Origin of the sequence: Friedmanniella luteola, assembly GCF_900105065.1 — a bacterium.
Lineage (GTDB): Bacteria > Actinomycetota > Actinomycetes > Propionibacteriales > Propionibacteriaceae > Microlunatus > Microlunatus luteolus.
The window spans coordinates 2,246,886-2,265,982 of sequence record NZ_LT629749.1 but is presented as its reverse complement, the minus strand read 5'-3'; the positions used below and the strand labels follow the sequence as shown (position 1 = coordinate 2,265,982).

At 74.2% G+C, this 19,097-nt stretch carries 12 protein-coding genes and 1 tRNA gene; 9 read left to right on the top strand and 4 right to left on the bottom strand.

Annotated elements, in window-relative coordinates:
• The first annotated feature begins 310 nt into the window (after positions 1 to 310).
• Positions 311 to 1,840: a replication initiator gene (locus tag BLT72_RS10735; RefSeq protein ID WP_091412800.1), complete on the top strand. Its 1,530-nt coding sequence runs from the start codon at positions 311 to 313 to the stop codon at positions 1,838 to 1,840.
• A gap of 209 nt (positions 1,841 to 2,049) precedes the next feature.
• The gene (locus tag BLT72_RS10730) at positions 2,050 to 3,096 is read left to right on the top strand and encodes a site-specific integrase (RefSeq protein WP_197677275.1); all 1,047 of its coding nucleotides are present in this window, start codon (positions 2,050 to 2,052) and stop codon (positions 3,094 to 3,096) included.
• A 40-nt stretch (positions 3,097 to 3,136) separates the two neighbouring features.
• Here BLT72_RS10730 and BLT72_RS10725 read toward each other — a convergent pair.
• A tRNA-Pro gene (locus tag BLT72_RS10725) sits at positions 3,137 to 3,210 on the bottom strand.
• 198 nt (positions 3,211 to 3,408) lie between these two features.
• On the opposite strand from BLT72_RS10725, the gene BLT72_RS23305 reads away from it, so the two are divergent.
• The 5 genes from BLT72_RS23305 to BLT72_RS10700 all read left to right on the top strand — a co-directional run bounded on the left by BLT72_RS23305 (position 3,409) and on the right by BLT72_RS10700 (position 10,704).
• Positions 3,409 to 5,574, top strand: coding sequence for a hypothetical protein (locus BLT72_RS23305; protein ID WP_091412795.1), 2,166 nt, complete (start codon positions 3,409 to 3,411; stop codon positions 5,572 to 5,574).
• 50 nt (positions 5,575 to 5,624) lie between these two features.
• Positions 5,625 to 7,565: a glycoside hydrolase family 15 protein gene (locus BLT72_RS10715; protein WP_091412793.1), complete on the top strand. Its 1,941-nt coding sequence runs from the start codon at positions 5,625 to 5,627 to the stop codon at positions 7,563 to 7,565.
• A 21-nt stretch (positions 7,566 to 7,586) separates the two neighbouring features.
• A complete protein-coding gene (locus tag BLT72_RS10710) occupies positions 7,587 to 8,213 on the top strand; it encodes a UdgX family uracil-DNA binding protein (RefSeq protein ID WP_091412791.1) in 627 nt (208 codons plus the stop codon).
• Between the two features lie 148 nt (positions 8,214 to 8,361).
• Positions 8,362 to 8,877 (top strand): DUF2231 domain-containing protein, encoded by a 516-nt coding sequence (locus tag BLT72_RS10705; RefSeq protein WP_091412788.1) that lies wholly within the window; start codon positions 8,362 to 8,364, stop codon positions 8,875 to 8,877.
• A 462-nt stretch (positions 8,878 to 9,339) separates the two neighbouring features.
• The gene (locus BLT72_RS10700; RefSeq protein WP_091412785.1) at positions 9,340 to 10,704 is read left to right on the top strand and encodes an endonuclease/exonuclease/phosphatase family protein; all 1,365 of its coding nucleotides are present in this window, start codon (positions 9,340 to 9,342) and stop codon (positions 10,702 to 10,704) included.
• A 66-nt stretch (positions 10,705 to 10,770) separates the two neighbouring features.
• On the opposite strand, the gene BLT72_RS10695 is transcribed toward BLT72_RS10700, so the two are convergent.
• The 3 genes from BLT72_RS10695 to BLT72_RS10685 form a co-directional block, all read right to left on the bottom strand.
• Positions 10,771 to 13,401, bottom strand: a complete 2,631-nt coding sequence (locus BLT72_RS10695; RefSeq protein ID WP_091412783.1) for a glycosyltransferase — start codon at positions 13,399 to 13,401, stop codon at positions 10,771 to 10,773.
• Positions 13,402 to 13,517: 116 nt separating this feature from the next.
• Positions 13,518 to 14,927, bottom strand: coding sequence for a bifunctional cytidylyltransferase/SDR family oxidoreductase (locus BLT72_RS10690; RefSeq protein ID WP_091412781.1), 1,410 nt, complete (start codon positions 14,925 to 14,927; stop codon positions 13,518 to 13,520).
• A gap of 70 nt (positions 14,928 to 14,997) precedes the next feature.
• Positions 14,998 to 16,521, bottom strand: a complete 1,524-nt coding sequence (locus BLT72_RS10685; RefSeq protein WP_091412779.1) for a hypothetical protein — start codon at positions 16,519 to 16,521, stop codon at positions 14,998 to 15,000.
• Between the two features lie 120 nt (positions 16,522 to 16,641).
• Between BLT72_RS10685 and BLT72_RS10680 the strand changes: the two genes are divergently transcribed.
• Complete coding sequence (locus BLT72_RS10680; protein WP_091412777.1) at positions 16,642 to 17,397, top strand: class I SAM-dependent methyltransferase; 756 nt, start codon at positions 16,642 to 16,644, stop codon at positions 17,395 to 17,397.
• Positions 17,398 to 17,461: 64 nt separating this feature from the next.
• Entirely contained in the window at positions 17,462 to 19,090 is a 1,629-nt protein-coding gene (locus BLT72_RS22505) for a glycosyltransferase (RefSeq protein WP_091412774.1), read from the top strand.
• Positions 19,091 to 19,097: the final 7 nt, after the last annotated feature.

The window sequence follows — 19,097 nt, the reverse complement described above, 5'->3', positions numbered from 1 at the left end:
TCAGCGCGGTGTGTCATGCTGTTCGTAGCAGATTGAACGCGCGCCACCAAACAACGGCTTAATGCCTGGGGTCGGCTCCCCACCCTGGCCTACGGGTCGACGCACACTCGCCGCACAAACACTTCACTTGCTGCGCTGGCTGCCAACACTTCCTTCCTTTGTTGCGTCTCGGTGCGGTCACGGACCCCTGCACCGACGGCTTAGCGCCCACGGTGTGGGTGTGAGAGTCGGCCACCCTCAAGACCGGGTGTGCCGCGCGGCGGGTCCGCACTAGCCGCGCGGCACACCCTCCGGGGTGGTGAGCGTTCCCGTGGACCTTTCGCAGCTGGAAGCCGACCCCGCGGGCGACCTCGACCACGACCGCTGGCGTCACGACGAGCAGGGCGGCTCCGACCGTGGCGCCTTGCAGCTGGACCACCTGTCGCCGGAGGTCGCGCGGCTGGTGGTGGCCCGGCTGGTGTCGAAGGACTTCGGCGCCTGGACCGAGGCGCTGGCCCGGGTCGGGAACTGCGTCCGCCCGGTCCGTCTCCGGGGGACGTCGGAGCGGGTCGACGCGGCGACGGGTGAGGTGTTGTCGAGCTTCTCCAGCGCCGACCACCCGCTCGGGGTGGTGCACGTGCGGTGCGGGGACCGGCGGGCGTCGGAGTGCCCGTCCTGCTCCCGCCTCTACGCCGCGGACATGTTCCACCTGATCCGGGCCGGGGTGACCGGCGGCAAGACCGTCCCCGAGACGGTTGCCGACCACCCGCTGCTGTTCGCCACCCTCACCGCCCCCTCCTTCGGGCGGGTGCACACCTCGGGCCGCTGCCACCCCGGCGACTCGGCCCGTCGCTGCCCCCACGGCCGCCCCGTCCACTGCGGGGTGGTGCACGCGGAGGGGGTGGAGGGCCCCCGCTCGGCCGGGCTGTTGGGGCAGCCGCTGTGCGCGGACTGCTACGACTACGCCTCGCACGTGGTGTGGCAGTGGTTCGCCCCCGACCTGTGGCGCCGCTTCACCATCGCCCTCCACCGCTCGCTGGCCCACCACCTCGGCGTGCCCGCGTCGGGCCTGGCGGAGGTGGCGACGGTGCAGTACGCGAAGGTGGCCGAGTTCCAACGCCGCGGCGCCGTCCACTTCCACGCCCTGATCCGGCTCGACGGGCCCCGCACCCCCGGCGGGATTAGTGACCCACCCGAAGGTGTGACGGCCGAGCTCCTGGCCGGTCTCGTGACCGAGGCCGCGTCGACGGTGCAGCTGCACGTCCCCGGAGTCGACGACGCCGATGTGCCCCGGCGGCTGGTGTTCGGCCGTCAGCTCGACGTTCGGGTCGTCCGCTCGCATCGGCCCGACGACGACCAGGCGCTGACCGCCGCCCAGGTCGCCGGCTACCTCGCGAAGTACTCGACCAAGTCCGCCACCGACGACGTCGCCACCACCAGCGCTCACCTCCGCCGGCTGCAGACCACCATCGCCGACCTCGACCTTCGCGCCCAGGTCGCCAGCCTGAGCGATTCGAGCAGCCCGTACCGGCTGTTGGGGCACTGGGGGCGGATGCTCGGGTTCCGCGGCCACTTCGCGACCAAGTCGCGCCGCTACTCGGTCACCCTCGGCCAGCTGCGCCGGGCCCGGCAGCGCGCCCAGGCCCGGATAGCTGCCAGCCGTGCCACCGGCACCCCGCTGGACTTGGCCAGCCTCGAAGCTGACCTCCTTGCCGACGAGGAAGAGACCACTCTCGTGGTCGGGCGGTGGTGCTACCTCGGCTCCGGCTGGGCTGACGACGGCGAGACCGCCCTGCCCACCGCTGCCGCCGCACGCGCCCGCGAGTACGCCCAGGAGAGGGCACGGAGCAGGCGCCGGTGACTACGGAAGCGACAGGAGGGAGTTAGCGGATGAGTGCCAAGGGTGGGTCGACAGTGAGGAAGCCACCGCTGGGGGTCAAGCTGACCGTCGACGTCGAGGAGGTCCAGGCGCCCCGAGGAACTGCCTGGTGGGCCCGCGTCCGTTGGCGGGACCCGGCCACGGGTCGGCGGGAGAGCCTGAAGCGTGCCCACCCCAGTCGGGAGGCGGCGGTGACGTGGATCGAGCAGATGCAGAGCCTGGCTCGGACCGGTGTCGACCCGACGCAGACGCTCGGAGAGTACGTGGCAGCTCTGGGTGACCGCTGGACCCGTGGGATCGACCCGACGTCGACGTACGACCCCTACGCGGCAGGTCTTCGCCGGCGCGTTGTCCCGACCCTCGGCCATCTTCCGCTCACCTTGATCACGGCGGGGCTGGTTGACCGGGCCATCGACCGGTGGGAGCTCGAGTACGGCCGCTCGACGGTGAAGAACACCGTGTCGGCACTGGTCCTAGTGCTCGACGAGGCCGTGCGTGACGGCTTGCTGCCCCGCAACCCGGCCAAAGATCGGGCTCGCCGCCGGACTGTCGGGCGCACCGTGTCGACGGAGCCGGGTTCGCCGCGCGATCTGGCGCTGCCCGACGTGGCGACGTTGCAGCGGATCGTCGCCGCGGTGATCCAAGCCGGCAACCACCAGGCCTGGGGTGACGCGGTGACCTTGTTGGCGACGACGGCCCTGCGGATCAGTGAGGTGGCGGGCCTGCGGGTGGGCGACGTCGACCTCGACCGAGGTCTGCTGCAGGTGGCGCGGCAGACCTATCCCGGTCGGGGCGGGCTGGTGACCAAGGAGACGAAGGGCCGACGCCGCCGAACAGTCCCGATCATCGAACCGCTGCGAGAGCTCCTGGTTCGGCTGACCACGGGCCGGCGCGACGACGACCGGCTACTGGTGGGACCTCGTGGGGGAGTGATCACCACGGCCACGCTGCGCGATGCGACCAACTCGGATCAGCTGGTCGCCAACCTGGGTCAGCCTGGCTTGGTGCGTCATGGTCTGCGGCACACCGCGCTGACCTGGATGGCGGACGCCGGGGTGAACCTGCACATCTTGCAACGCGTGGCTGGCCACCAAGATCCGGCAGTCACGGCCCGCTATCTGCACCCCGACACGCAGGCGATGCTGGACGCCGGCACGGCCTTCTCGGCCTGGTGGTCCGTAGTTGGTCCGGAGCAGCCCGCCCTCACGGTCCTCCGGGGAGGGGGCGATGCGGGATGAGAAAGGCTCCGACCAGGTGTTCTGGTCGGAGCCTTGTCGGTCGGGCTGACAGGATTTGAACCTGCGACCCCTTGACCCCCAGTCAAGTGCGCTACCAAGCTGCGCCACAGCCCGCGGGCCGGCCGCCGGAGCGGCGCGACCACGAGGGAAGACTCTACTGCACGGGGTGCGGCCAGCCCCAATCGACACGGCGGCCGGACGGGCCGCGCCGACGTCGGCGCTGGTGCGGGCATGCTGGGGACCTGACGAGCTCCCGCCGGAGCACCCGGAGCCGCCCCTGAGGCGGTTCGGGACGTTCGAACGGAAGGCAGGATGGCGCAGAAGCAGAAGGCCCCGCGGCAGGCCAAGGACCCGTACGCCCAGCGCGGCAAGGAGCTCACCTCGGCGGTGCAGCGGCTGCGAGGCTGGGTGGGCTCGGACCCGGCGCGGCTGCCCGAGCTGGGGGACGCCCTGGTGGCGCTCACCGGCCACCGGCTGCGCGGCCACGAGTTCGCGGCCGCCGGCGTCGACGCCCAGGACGCCGTCAAGCAGGCGGCGCAGCTGCTCACCGCCCCCGGACCGGTCGGGGCCTACACGCAGGCCTCCGACGCCGTCCGGTACCTGACGGCGGTCGTCCACCTCGCCTCCGTGCAGGCCGGGCTGGGGCTGGCGGAGTCCGCAGGCCGGACGGTCGCGTCGCTCGACGAGCTGCTGGAGCAGTTCACGGCCCTGGGCCTGGAGCTGCCGCTGGAGCCCGAGGTGGTGGTTCGCGCCCTGCTCTGCGCCGCCCGCGGGCTGCTCGCCAGGGGCGACGTGGCCGCGGCCGGTCCCCTGGCCGACGCCTGCCTGCCCCGGCTGGTGGGAGCGGGGCTGGACACCGACCCCGACACCGCGTTCCTGTCGCTGGACGTCGACCTGCTGGTCGCCGACGTCCGGTGGGCGGCCGACCGGCCGGCCGAGGCGCTGGCCACCCTGCACAGCGCCCGGGACCGCTGGTCGGCCCTGGTCGCCGACCGGCTGGACGCCCCCGCCGGGCTCAGCCCGTCCCTCGTCACCCGTCTCGCCGCCCCGGCACCGGCGTTGCACCGCGACCTCGCCGACCGCCTCGTCGCCACCGGTGAGCTCGACCTCGGCCTGGTCACGCGTCGGGCCCTCGTCGACCTGCTCCAGCGCCTCGGGGACCGGCTCGGAGCCGGGGCACCGCGCCAGCTCGGGACCGCGCAGGCCGACCTGGCCGCGGACCTGCTCGCGGCCGGCCGGCTCGAGGAGGCCGACGCGACGTCCGCCGATGCCCTGGCCGCACTGGGCACCCCGGCCGAGGCCACCTGGCCGGCGGTGGTGCGCGCCCGCGTGCTGCTGCGCACCGACCGGGCCGACGAGGCGACCACCCTGCTGCGGTCGCGGCCGCTGCCGGCCGAGCCGCAGCCGGTCTCCGCGCTCGTGCAGCAGGCACTGGCCGAGGGGTACCGCGCCGCCGGCAAGGCCGGCGCGGCGGAGGCGGCGGAGCGCGCGCTCGCCGGGCTCGTCCAGCAGCTCGACCCCGCGGGCGCCGGGCACCTGGTCGAGCGCGCCCGGGGCGTGGTGAGCCGTGGCCGGGCACCCGTCCGCTGGTCGGCGCTCGACACGACCCTCTGGGACCGGGTGGCTCCGGCCACCGCACCGTCGTCCGTGCCGGCCGAGGTGACGGCGGGGGAGGACACCGCGGCGTGGCTCGCGGCCGAGCGGGCCGAGGCGCACCGGCGCGAGGAGGAGCGGTCCGCCCTGGCCAGGGCCGATGCGGCCCGGCGTGAGCAGGAGGAGCGCGAGCAGGCGCGGCAGGCGGCCGAGGCGGAGGAGCGGGCTCGGCTCGCCCGGATCGCCGCGCAGGAGGCCGAGGAGGCTCGTCGGGCGGCGGCGGAGGAGGACGAGCGGCAGGAGACCAAGCGCCGCCGCGAGGAGCGGCTGGAGACCTACCGGCTGGAGGCCGAGCGCAAGGCTGCGGAGGAGGCCGCCGCCGAGGCAGCGGCGACCGGTGAGCCGGTGCCGGAGAGCGCCGCCAGCGCGGCCCGGACCCCGGCTCCGGAGCCGGCCCCCGCACCCGAGCCGACCCGCGCACCCGAGCGGACCCCGGCCCCCGCGCCGACCGTCGATCTCGCGTCCGACCCGGAGCCCACCGCGGCCGCGCAGCCAGACCCGGCACCGCAGCCCGGACCCGCCCCCGGCCCGGCGCCGGCACCGAGCACCGCGCCGGACCCTGCCCTGGCGGACCCGCTCGACCTGGCCCGCCAGGCCTGGCAGCAGGCCAGGACTGGCGGGGACCGGCGCACCACCCGGGCCGCGGCGGAGCGGCTGGCCGAGCTGCTCCGGCCCCGCGCGGCCGAGAACCCCGGAGTCCACGGCCCGCTCCTGCAGCAGGTGCTCTCCGAGCTGGCCGGGCTGCGGATGCGGGGCGGCGACCTGCGCGGTGCCCGGGCGGCGAGCCGGGAGGCCCGAGAGCTGGGCCGCAGCCTCGGGCGCTGATCGGCCCACGGGTCCTTGCCCCGCCGTCGGCGGGGCACCATGCTCACCCCATGGCCAAGAAGAGGACCAAGCTCCGCGTCGACGTCGCCAGCAAGCCCGCGCACACCCGCTCGGTGCCCATCGGCGACTACGGGTTCCTGAGCGACGGCGAGGTGTCGGCGCTGGTCTCGCCCGGCGGCAGCATCGACTGGATGTGCCTGCCGCGCTTCGACTCGCCCAGTGCCTTCGGGCACATCCTGGGCAAGCTCGCCGGCTCGTTCCGCGTCGCGCCCGACGAGATCACCGTGCCGGGCGACCGCCGCTACCTGCCCGGCACGATGATCCTGGAGACCAGCTGGGGCACCCCGACCGGCTGGATCATCGTCCGCGACGCCCTGCTGATCGGCCCCTGGCGGCACGAGGACAGCCGCTCGCACACCCACCAGCGGACGCCGGTCGACTACGAGGCCGAGCACGTCCTGCTGCGGACCATCCGGTGCGTCTCGGGAGAGGTGCAGACCATCGTGGACTGCGAGCCGGTGCTGGACTACGGCCGCTCGCAGGTGGCGTGGAGCTACACCGAGCACGGCTACCACCAGGGCGTCGGCCGGGCCGAGGGATCGGACCTGGAGCTCCACCTCACCTCCGACCTCCGGCTGGGCTTCGAGGGCGGCCGGGTCGGCGCCCGGACGCTGCTGAAGGAGGGCGACGTCCGCTACATCGCCCTGAGCTGGGGCGGCGTCGAGCCCCCCATGGACTTCGCCGAGGCCTACCGGCGGCAGGTCTGGACGGCCCACCACTGGCAGCACTGGCTGGCGCGCGGCGACTTCCCCGACCACCCCTGGCGCAGCTACCTGCAGCGCAGCGCCCTGACCTTGAAGGGCCTCACCTACACCCCGACCGGGGCCATCGCCGCCGCGGGCAGCGCCTCCCTGCCGGAGACGCCGGGTGGGAACCGCAACTACGACTACCGGTACACCTGGATCCGGGACGCCACGTTCGCGCTGTGGGGCATGTACTCCCTCGGCTTCGACTGGGAGGCCGTGGACTTCTTCTCCTTCATCGCCGACATCGCGAGCCGGGACGAGGAGCTGCAGATCATGTACGGGATCGGCGGCGAGCGCGAGCTGGCCGAGCAGGAGCTCGACCACCTGCCCGGCTACGCGGCGTCGCGGCCCGTCCGGATCGGCAACGCCGCCTACGCCCAGCAGCAGCACGACGTCTGGGGCGCGCTGCTGGACTCGGTCTACCTGCACTCCAAGGCGGCCGACCACCTCGACGGCCGCATCTGGCCCATCCTCGACAAGCAGGTCAGCCAGGCCCTCAAGCACTGGCGCGAGCCCGACGCCGGGATCTGGGAGGTGCGCGGAGAGCTGCAGCACTTCACCTCCTCCAAGATCATGTGCTGGGTCGCCGTCGACCGGGGCGCCAAGCTGGCCCGCGAGACGGGCGAGACGGGCAAGGCCGCGGAGTGGGAGCTGGCCGCCCAGGAGATCAAGGACGACATCCTGGCCAACGGCGTCGACGAGCGGGGCGTGCTCACCCAGCACTACGGGACGAAAGCGCTGGACGCGTCGCTGCTGCTGGCCCCGCTGCTGCGCTTCCTGCCGCCCGACGACCAGCGGATCCGCGCCACCGTGCTGGCCATCGCCGACGAGCTGACGGTGCACGGCCTCGTCCTGCGCTACCGCGTCGAGGAGACCGACGACGGGTTCAGCGGCGAGGAGGGCAGCTTCACCATCTGCTCCTTCTGGCTCGTCTCGGCGCTGTGCGAGATCGGGGAGTACCACCGGGCCCGCAAGCTCTGCGCGAAGCTGCTGTCCTTCGCCGGCCCGCTGGAGCTGTACGGCGAGGAGATCGACCCGCACACCGGCCAGCACCTGGGCAACTTCCCGCAGGCCTTCACCCACCTGGCCCTCATCAACGCCGTCATGCACGTCATCCGGCTGGAGGCGCTGCAGGAGCCGACCGACACCGGGTCGTGGGCGGGGGCGACCGAAGCCGGCCGTTGAGCGGGCCACTACGGTGGCGCCATGAGCGCTGAGACCTGGGTGCCCGCGGGGGCCGGGATCGGCGAGCTGCGCCGGGCGGCGACGGAGTGCCGTGGCTGCGAGCTCTGGGAGCCGGCGACGCAGGTGGTGTTCTCCGCCGGCAACCCCCGGGGTCCGGTGATGCTGGTCGGCGAGCAGCCGGGGGACCAGGAGGACCGCCGCGGGATCCCGTTCGTCGGTCCCGCCGGTCAGCTCCTGCAGCGCGCGCTCGCCGAGGCCGGGATCACGGTCGCCGACCTCTACGTCACCAACGCCGTCAAGCACTTCCGGTTCACCGAGCAGGGCAAGCGGCGGATCCACGCCACGCCGCAGGCCACCCACATCAGGGCGTGCCGGCCCTGGCTGGAGGCGGAGGTCGCCGAGGTGGACCCGCGGATGGTCGTCGCGCTCGGGGCCACGGCCGCCAAGGCGATGCTCGGTCCGGCCTTCCGGATCACCCAGCAGCGCGGCACCGTGCTCGAGCTGCCGCCGCCGTTCGGCCCCCGCCCGGTGCTGGCCACCCTGCACCCCTCGGCGGTGCTGCGCACGCAGGCCGGACCCGAGCAGGCCGAGGCGTTCGCCGGTCTGGTGGCGGACCTGCGCACGGCGGCGGCCGCCGTCGCCGGCTGAGCCGGGCCCCGGAATCCGGTGTCGGGCCAACGGCGTCGCCGGATCCGTGTCAAGGTTGACGCGTCAAGCGAACTTTCGGCCCCCCGCCCTCGTCAAGAGGGATGGGAGCCGGGTGAGCGGCTCCGCGTGCCCTGACGAAGGAGATCTCGTGTTCAGCTCGGTCGGCGACCTGCCCCTGCACCCCCTCGTCCTGCACGCCGCCGTGCTGGGACTGCCCGTGACGCTGCTGCTGGCGATCCTCTTCGCCTACCCGCGCACCCGGAACTGGGCCCGCTGGCCGCTGGCCCTGGCCGGCGTCGGGTCCCTGGCCGCCGTCTTCCTGGCCAAGGAGAGCGGCGAGGAGCTGCAGCGGGCGATGCTGCAGAGCGAGGCGCTGGGCGGCGAGGCCGCCACCCTGATCATCCGGCACGGTGAGCTGGCGGAGCAGCTGTTCCTGATCACCATCGGGCTCGCGGTGCTGGCGGTCGCCTCGGCCGTCCTGGTCGGGCGGGTCGGTGGGACCCCGGAGCGGCGGGGGAGCCGGGGCCGCGACCTCGTCCTGCTGGCCCTGCTCCTGGTGGTCGCGGCGGTGGCCGCCTTCTGGGTCTACCGCGTGGGCGACCTCGGCGCGACCGCCGTCTGGAACCCCTCGGGCACCCAGACCTATTCCTCCACCGGCGGCTGATCGACCGCCCGAGAATATGCCGGGAATTCCCGTTCAGCGCCCTCGGGTGGCCGCTGGGCGGGAATTCTGCATTTCTGGACCGGGCACCCCGGTGGTCCCGGTAGCCCGGTCGCGGACCGGTCGGTCCGGGTCACGGAGCCGTCACGGGCCGGTCTCGAAACGCTGTCGTAACCCGTCAGGGTCGTTCTCAACCGTCCTCAGGGGCCACGAAGGTGGTGATCTACCTCACACGCAGCACGATCCGATCACAGTCCGATCACGGTTCCGCAGGCGCGCCCGGGACCTTGTCCCCGGGTCGGAGGAGCAGATGTCCCGGTCCCGGGGGTCCAAGGGCATTTGTGGCGGCGAATTGCGGACCATAGTGTTCTACCCAGACCTCTCCACCGTCGGGGATCGGCAGGGTCGACCACAGGGCATTCTCCAGCAATTCCCTGTCCTCAGTTCTCAGCCCGAGGAGATCCCGTGCTCAGCAAGCTCTCGGCCGCCGCCGCCGCTCTCGCCCTCGTCGGAGGCCTCCTGGCCACGGCACCCGCGGAAGCTGCCGCCACCCCCTCCAAGATCACCAGCGTGAAGGCCACCCCCGGCCCGGGCGCGGGCCAGGTCACCTTCCGCTGGGCGACCGCCGGCAAGAACACCAAGGCCTTCAAGATCGAGACCGGCCTCACCAGCTTCAGCAAGGCCAGGTCCTCGTCGCTGCCCAGCAGCGGCCGCCACGCCAAGGTCTTCACCATCAGCGGGTCGCGGCGCTCCTGGACGATGAGCGCGGCGCAGGCCGCCTCCGCCGGTGCCCCGATCGGCTCGGCCAACCACCTGTACTTCCGCCTCTGGGCGGTCAACGGCTCCGCCACCCGGGCCTACCCCTACCTGCAGGCCGTGCTGCCCAGGCCGGCCGCCCCCAAGGCCTCGGGCAGCGCCCTGCGGATGGCGTCCTTCAACGTCCGGTCCGCCAAGCTCGGCGGCAGCCGCCAGTGGCTGCGCCGCGCCACCGCCGTCGCCCGCGAGATCCGTGGCCAGAACCCCGGCATCGTCGCCGTGCAGGAGCTCAGCCCCGGCCGGGCCGACGGCAAGAACAAGAGCACGACCGGCTCCGTCCGGCAGACGACGAGCCTGGTCAACGCCATGCGCAGCGTCGGCGCCCCCAAGTACCGCCTCGTCCGGCAGAACCCCTACATCAAGCCGGGCGTCAAGCACGGCAGCCAGGGGACCCGGATCCTCTACGACACCAGCCGCTACACCCTGATCAGCCGGTGCGCCGAGAAGACCGGCAAGCGCAACTACAGCAGCAGCTGCTCGGTGGACCTGCCCAAGCTCTCCAGCGACTCGCGGAGCGCCATCCGCAGCGCCGCCTACGCCCGCTTCCAGGACCGCCGCACCGGCGCCCGGTTCTGGGTCGCCTCGGTGCACCTGGACCACCGGCACAGCAGCAACCTGGCCAAGGAGCACGTCTACGAGGGCCTCCGCTCCCGCCAGATCAAGACCGTCACCGCCCGGCTCGCCCGGGTCAACACCACCCACGACAAGGTCGTCCTCGCCGGCGACATCAACAGCTGGCAGAACAACAAGGGTGGCTACGCCGCCCACGACCACCTGGTCTCCTCCGGCTTCTTCGACACCGCCGGCGCCCAGACCCGGGTCAACTTCCAGTACTCGACGGTCAACCACTTCGACGCGCACCTCTCGCCCGGGGCGACCGGCTTCGGCTCGCGGATCGACGTCATCATGGTCAAGGGCAGCAAGGGCGCGAAGCGCTTCGCCAACGTCATGCGGCCCACCAACGCGGCCCGGCCGTCCGACCACAACCTGATCGTCAGCGACCTGGTCCTCTGACCCCGCGCACGTCCTGACCGGACCCGGAGCGGCTGCGGCCGCTCCGGGTCCGGTGCGTCCGGACCGTCACCGGTGGGCCCACCACCGGTCCTGCTCGGGCGCGAGGTCGGGCGACCAGGGTTTGGTCCGGCCGGCCCAGTGCAGCAGGGCGACATCGTGGTCGACGACGTCGCGGCCGGGGACCCGGTGCCACCGCGGCGGCAGCACCGCCCGGTCGGGGCCGACGGCCAGGTGCAGCAGCTCGCGGAACCCGAGGCCGAACTCCTCGACCCAGCTGAGCTGCTCGCCCAGCACCTCGTGGGCGCGCCAGGCGTCGAGGTCGACGACCAGCACGGACACGTCGAAGGCCTCGAAGTCGAAGGCGTGCCGGCCGTAGGCCCGGCGCCGCAGCTCGGCGGCCGGGACGGTCTGGTCGCCCAGCCGGTTGGCCGCCGTGTTGAGGACGGCGAAGCCGCTGGCCGAGCCGGTACCGGCGGGCTGGGCCGCGGCCAGGAGACGGCCGTCGAGGTCCAGCTCGGCCAGCTCGGCGACGTCGGCCTCGACGACCGCGTCGACCGGCAGCACGACCGCCCGGGCCGATCCGGGCAGCAGGTGGGGCAGCAGCAGCGCGTCCACGTCGGCCGCGGGCAGCTTCCGCCCCGCCGCCCGCAGGTCGCCCCCGACGGTGCGGGTGTCGACGACGTCGACGGTGTGCCCGGGCAGGGCCGCGACGAGCGCCCCGGCGTCCAGCTCGTCCGGGTGCTGGGTCAGCAGGAGGAACCGGACCGGCCGCGCGGTGTGCGCGGCCACCGAGGCCAGCAGCACGCACACCGCCGCGGCGCGGTCCCGGCCGACGTGGACCACCACCGCGACGGCGTCGACGGGGGCGTCGACGGGGGCGTCGGGCAGCCCGTCGAGAACGGGCGCCAGCTCGGCGGCGAGGTCGGAGCGGGGGGCCGGCAGCGGGTGCCGGGCCGCGCGGCGCTGCTCGGCGAGGGCGACGTCGGCGGCGTTGACCTCCCGCCAGAGCGCATAGACGTCCTCCTCGGCGGCGCCGCCCAGCGCCGCGCCGAGGACCAGCTCCAGGCGGGTGTCGATGCGCTCCTGGATGGCGGCGAACTCGTCGTCGGTGATGTCGATGAGGCCGGCGAAGCGGGGGTCGGAGCGGTTCTTCGGCTGGAAGTCGACGGGCACGTCCAGTGCGCGCACCGGCAGGTAGCAGTGCAGCCGGCTGGTCACCATCGCGGGGTGGCGGCGCCGGTAGGTCTCCAGCAGCGACACGGCGTCGCCGACGTTGCGCGCGAAGCTGCGGAAGCGGATCTTGTCGCTGCTGTGGGCGTAGGTGACCGCTCCGGCCGGCACCGCGGCGGCGGGCATGTCGACGTAGCCCACCGGGGCGTCCGCGGCGGGCCGCTCCACCTGGGCCGGGAAGACGGTGCGGACGGTGGTGGTCATGCACCCCGAGAAGAAGGCGGGCACCCCGGCGGACAGCAGGAGGTCCACCGTCGTCCAGTCCCGGCAGCCGATCGGGGCGTAGCGGCGGAGGTGCTCGATGGCCTCCGGCACCAGCAGGTCCCGCTTGCTGGCGTGGAAGGACACGAACAGCGGCCGCAGCCCCGGGTGCAGCGGGAAGCCGAAGCGGCTCTCGAAGATCGCGTGCATGAACCAGCCGAAGGCCAGGGTCCAGGTGCCGGCGGGCACGGTGGCGTACTCCGACGCGTCGCGGTCGACCTGCAGCAGCTGCACCCGCCCCCGGACGCCGGTGCGGGCCAGCTCGGGCCGGACCCGCCCCCGCAGCTGGCCGACGAGGTCGACGAGGTCCTGCGCACCCTCGAACTCGAGGTCCTGGTGCCGGACGAGGTGGCCGAGCGAGGCGAGGCTCTGCACGTGGTCGCCGATGTTGGCCGACGCGCGGCTGCGGCCCGGGTGGTCGTAGTCCATGATCGCGAACGCGACCGAGCCCTCGGGCGGGGCGGGTGCCAGGTGCCCACCCGGCTCCGCCGCGATCCAGCGGCGCAGCCAGTCCCGCTGCACCACGAGGTCCCGCTCGACGCCGTCGCCGGCACCCACCCGCTGGTCGAGCACCGCGTGCAGCGAGCGGGCCAGCTCCTGCTCGCCCCGGCCGAAGACGGGACCCAGCAGCTCCAGCCAGGTGCGGGTCGGCACCCAGTCCGGGCGGTCGGCCACCAGGGCGGTGATCTGGCGCAGCGTGGCCGCGGGGTCCTGGTCGAGCCCGCTGACGCACCAGGCCCGGGCGGCGTGGCGGCTCCAGACCTGCGGGTCCAGGCGGCTCAGCCGGGACCAGGCCAGGGCGTGGTCGCCCCGGGACGCCGCCGTCAGCCCGACCGCGAGGTCGCCGCTCGCCGCCGTGGCCGGCGTCCGGAGCAGCCCGGTGCCGAGGGCGACGGCCGCGTCGGGGTCGCCCGCGGCCAGCAGGTGGACGACCTCGGCGGTCACCGCCTCGTCGAGGCTGCCGCCGCGGCGCACGGTGTCGGCCAGCGGCTGCGGCGCCGGCCCGGCCGCCTTCCGCGCCCTGGCGGCGCGGCGCTCGGCCGAGGCCACCGCCGTGGCCACCTTCTCGGCGGTGGCCTGCTGCGCGGCGGCCCGCAGCTCGGCCCGGGTGGGTCCGGCCGGCTCGTGCCCGGCGAGCACGAGGCCCGCCCGGCGGACGCGGTGCGGGAGGTGGCGGCGGGCGAGACGTCGCGCCAGGCTGGGCATGCGGGTGCTCCTCGTGGTGCAGCGGCGGGTGTGCTCGCACTGTAGAGGGGGCCGGGCCGGGCCGGCGACCCGCCACGCCACGCCCCCGCCACACCCGGATCCAGCGGACGGCCCGGTCAGCCGTTGGCGATGGCGGCCGGCCCGTCCTCACGGCGGATGTCGATCACGTGCCCCGTCTGCCCGGAGAGCAGCACGTCCAGGGACTGGCGGGCCACGGCCTCGGAGGTCAGCAGCGTCCCCGCCGGCTCCTCGCCGAAGGCCTTGGTGCGCATCGGCGTCGACGTCCGCTCGGGGTTGACGCAGTTGACCCGGATGCCGCTGCCGGCCCACTCGTCGGCCAGGGCCTGGGTGAGGTTGACGACGGCGGCCTTGGCGGAGGAGTACAGCGAGTAGCCGGAGCGCCCGCGGGTGTAGGAGGACGACGTGAACAGCAGCAGCGACCCGTGGCTGGCGGCCAGGTGCGGCTGGAACTCCTGGGCGATGAAGATCGGGGCCAGGTAGTTGACGTCGGTGGAGGCGTAGATCGTCTCCTCGCTGGTCTCGGTCAGCTCGCCGCGGGGGAGCACCCCGGCGGTGTTGACCACGAAGTCGATCCGGCCGGTCTCCGCCAGCACCTGCGCGGCCACGGCGGCCACCTCGGCCCGGCGCTCGACGTGGGTGCCGGTGCTGGACCGGGAGAACGTCCGCACCTCGGCACCCCAGCGGCGGGCGAGGGCGGCGATGTCGGCGCCGATGCCGTACGAGCCGCCGAAGACCACGACCGTCCGGCCCTCCAGGCCGGCCCGGTACTGCTCGTCGGTCAGCGCCTCCGGGACGTCGGCCGACGTCAGCTGGAAGAGCTTGTCGGCGATGTAGACGTCGATCGGCTCCGTGACCTTCATGTTCCGCTCGTGGCCGGGCACGACGGCGATGTCGACCTCGGGCAGGTAGCGCAGCACGACGGTGCAGTCGTCGGTGGCGGTGAAGTCGGGGTCCTGGGCGGCGAGCGCGTAGGCCTCGCGGATGGTCGACAGCCGGAAGGACTGCGGGGTCTGGCCCCGGCGCAGCAGGTGCCGGGGCAGCACGTCGGCGATCGTCTCCGACGCCTCCCGGACCTGGATGACGGTGTCGGCCGAGGGGATGGCGGTGTCGACGGCCCGGTGGTGCTGGAGCGCCGCGACGTTGGCCGCGATGATCGTCTGCGAGACCAGCGGGCGGACGGCGTCGTGCAGCAGCACGTTGCACTCCTGGTCCCCGAGCGCGGCGAGCGCCGTGGCCGTCGTGTCGTTGCGGGTGCCGGCACCTTCGAGGATCTGGGTGACCTTGTCGTAGGCACCGCCGCGGACGATGGCCCGCACCTCGTCGAGGTAGCCCGGGGCCATCAGGACGAGGATCTCGTCGACGAGCGGGGACTGCTGCATGGCCGCGATGGTGTGCTCGATGATCGGCTTGCCGGCGATCTTGATCAGCTGCTTCGGGATGCTCAACCCGACCCGGGTCCCCGTCCCGCCCGCCAGCACGACCGCGACGTTGCGTAGAGGTGTCACCGGAGAGACCCTAGCCTGGCGGGACCCCCTGGCTCCGCCGACGCCGCGCCGGGAGGCGGCGGCACCGGGGTCAGCGGCCCCCGAGACCCGTCAGGCGCCGGTAGGTCCGGCGGAGCAGCGGGACCTCCGCGAGCCGGTGGACCTGCGGTTCCAGGGAGCGGGGCACCGCCCTCCGCAGCCGGGCCACCGGTCCGGCGGCCGGCTGCGGCGCCGGACGCCTGGTCGGGACCGGCTTCGGCTGGGGCTTCGGCTTCGGCTTGGGCTTGGGCTTCGGCTCGGCCGACGTCCCGGGCCGGGCGGCCGCGGCGGGCTTGCTCGCCGGCGCGGGCTTCGGCGGGGCGACGGTGACAGTGACGGCGCCGTCCCCGCTGATGACCACGGCCAACCCGGTGGGCTGCATCGGCGCCCGGCCCAGCTGCAGCGACAGGGGATAGGTGCCGGCCAGGCCGCTGATGAAGGCGGTCAGCGTGGCCGAACCCCTCGAGGGGACGACCCGGGCCGGCAGACGCAGCCGGTCCAGCGCGATGGTGGCGGACCGCGGCTCCTCGCCCAGCACGTGCCAGCCGTCCAGCGCGACGTCCAGGCGGCAGCCCGCGGCCGACTCCGTGATCGTGGCGGCCTCCGGGCCGGGGAGCTGGGGGCACGCACGTCGGGTGGGACCGACGTCCAGGACGAGGCCCGGGCCCGCCACCACCACGACCTGCCCGTCCACCAGCGCGACCGGGAGCGACACCTCCGGGACGGCGACGGCGGCGGAGCACTCGTCGGCCCCGACGAGCGCCACCTCGACCTGCCACTCCCCGGGCGGCAGGGGTGACCCGGCCGCCGCCACCCGGAGGTCGATCGACCTCGTGGTGGCCCACCGTGCGCTCCCGTCCTCGAGGACCACGTCGTCGGCCGCGCCGGGCAGCACGTAGCTGAGCGCGGTCTCCAGCTGGTGGAGGAGGACGACGGGCCGCAGCGCCGTCGCGTGGACCGCCTCCACCTGCCCCGCGAGCTCCAGCTCCAACGCCGACCCCTGCCAGCGCGCCGCCGGCGGCGCGACCACCACGGTGACGGCTCCGGCGGGGGAGCCCTCGGGACCGGCGCGCCAGGTCGCCGGATAGCTCGCCAGCACCCCGACCCGCGCCGCACCACCGCCGTCCGTGCTGGCGCGGCGACGCAGAACCACGGGCCCGGCGAGGAGCCGGTCCGCCGCCGCACCCGCGTCGACCGCGTCCTCCACGAGGAGGGCGTCGAGCGCCGCGCCCGGTGCCACCTCGCGAGCCGCGACCGCGTCGAGGTCGTGCGCCAGGGCCAGGTCGAGCAGCCGGGTCAGGGCGTCGGGGAACAGCCGCTGATCCGCCCGCAGCGCCAGCACGTAGTCCCCCTCGGGGTCCCCGGTCCCCGGCTGCCCGGGGGCGACGACGCGCACGTTGGGTCGCCGGCTCGCGAGACGCTGCCAGGGACCCTCGATCGCCTCCGCGGCGCCGCCCACCCGCAGCAGGAGCTCGAAGCGCGCGGCCGGCAGGGTCGACTCGTCGATCGAGCGCACGAGCTCGCCCGGGTCGGGTGCTGCCACGGTGTCCACGACCAAGCTCAGCTCCGGCGGCATGCCAACCCCTCCTGCGAGGACCCGTGGTCGGGCCCAGGTCGTCGCAGGATAGCGGCCGACACGGGTGGGGGCGGGAGGACGCTCCACGGCCCCGCGAGGGCCGGCTGGTTAGTGTGAGCCATGCTCTACCTCGACTTCCTGCGGACCGTGCACGCGCGGCTGGCCCCGTCGGCCTACCTCGAGATCGGCGTCCGGAACGGGAACAGCCTCGCCCTGGCGCGCTGCCGGGCGGTGGGCATCGACCCCGCCTACGCCATCCACGCCGAGCTGGACGGTGACGTCGCCCTGTTCCGCACGACGAGCGACGAGTACTTCAGCCGGCCCGACCCGCTCGCGGCCACCGGTGGCGAGCCGTTCGAGCTGAGCTTCATCGACGGGCTCCACCTGTTCGAGTTCGCCCTGCGGGACTTCATCTTCGCCGAGCGCCACTCCTCGGCCCGCGGGATGATCGTCTTCGACGACGTGCTCCCGCGCAGCATCGCGGAGGCGGCCCGCGAGCGCCACACGCACCAGTGGACGGGGGACGTGTTCGGCGTGCTCCAGGTCCTCGAGCTCTACCGGCCCGATCTGGTCGTCATCCCCCTCGACACCCGGCCGACGGGTCTGCTGGCGGTCGTCGGGCTCGACCCGGAGAACGACGTGCTCGTCGACCGCTTCGACGAGATCCTCGCCGAGTTCCGCCGTCCCGACCCCCAGCCCGTCCCGGGGGAGATCCTGGACCGGCGCAGCGTCGTCGCGCCCGCGCGCTTCCTCGGCTCCGGTCTGCTGGAGCTGCTCGCCCAGCAGCCGGCCACCGTCTCCGCCGGGTCGCTCGCCGCGTCCCTGCGACCGCTCGTCCGCGAGCAGTTCGGCACCGGTTTCGTCGCGGTCGCCTGAACGCGGGAGGACGGCAGCCGGTCCGGGCACTCCGGGAGGGTCGATCAGGCGGAGGAGGAGCCGGGTGCGACTGCTGAGCCGGCTCCGACGGGCCCCGCGACCGAGTGGGCCGAAGATCAGCGTCGTCGTCCCGGTCTTCAACACCGGCGAGGCGCTCGACGAGCTGGTGCGCTCCCTCGAGGGCCAGAGCATGCCCGCCGCGGACTTCGAGGTCGTGTTCGTCGACGACGGGTCCACCGACGGCACCGCTGAGCGGTTGGACGCCCTGGCGGGGACCCACGGCAACTTCGTCGTCCACCACATCCCGAACTCGGGGTGGCCCGGCACGCCCCGCAACGTGGGTCTGGGGGCCGCACGGGGGGAGTACGTGGCCTTCGTCGACCACGACGACTACCTCGGCCCCCGGGGGCTCGAGCTGGTGCACGCCTTCGCGGTGGAGCACCGGAGCGATGTCGTCATCGCCCGGGAGGTGGGCGTGGGGCGCTCCATCGGCCGTTTCGTCTTCCGCCGCACGATCCCGGACGCCCGGCTGGACGAGGACCCCGTGGTCCAGCTGCTGACCCCGCACAAGATCTACCGCCGGGCCATGCTGGAGAGCCACAGGATCCGGTTCCCGCCCGGCAAGGTGCGGCTGGAGGACCACCAGTTCAACGTCCAGGCCTTCTTCGCCGCCGAGCGCATCTCCATCTACGCCGACTACGCGTACTACCACTGGACCCGGCGCGCGGGCGTCGTCAGCGCGTCGTCGGAGCGTTTCGACCCGCACGCGTACTTCGCCACGGCCGTCAACGCGGTGCTGGACGTGGTCGACCGGCACACCGAGCCCGGCGAGCGCCGGGACCGGATCAAGGCCTACTGGCTGGGCAAGAAGGTGCTGATGCACCTGAGCGGCCGGGCGATGCTGGGCTACTCGTCGGCGCGGCGGGAGCAGGTGTTCCGCGAGGTGCACGCCGTGGCGGTGGCCCGGTTCACCCCGGAGACCGTCGACCACCTCGAGTTCTCCATGCGGGTCCGCGCGCACCTGGTGCGCGAGCAACGGCTGGACCTGCTGCTCGCGCTGGCCGAGGCGGAGGCCGGGCTGACCGCGACGGTCCTCGCCGAGCAGGTGTGGTACGAGGAGGGTGCCGCGGCGGTGCGCTTCTCGATGGAGCTCCGCTACGGCGACGGCTCACCGGTCCTCTTCCGTCGGGCGGGGGACTCCGTGGTCTGGGTCCCGCCCCTCGACCTGGGCGCCCTGCCGCGATCGGCGATCGACGTCACGGCCGACCTCCTGGCCGCCCGGCTCCACCTCCTGGTGCGGCGCAGGGACGCACCGGAGGACCACTCGGTCTGCGCGGCCGGCGCCCCGCGCCTCGTCCCCGTGGACGGCGTCGGCGACCGCCTGGTGTTCTCCGGCGTGGCCCGGCTCGACGGCGAGGAGCTGCGCGCGCTCCCGGGGGCGACCGGCCCGGTCGTCGTCGACGTGAGCGCGGAGCTCGACGCGCTGGGCCGCCGGGTCACGCGCCGGGTGGCGGTCCCCGCGCAGGGGGTCCCCGCCCGGCCGGCGACCGGCCCCGAGCTGTACACCACGCAGCTCGGGAACCTGAGCATCAGGGTGCGCGCCACCGGCGCCGACCTGCGACCCGCGAGGTGCTCCGTCGAGGCGCACAGCGTGGCCGGGGGAGATCCCGGCCCCGGAGCGGTCCGACCGTAGAGTGGTC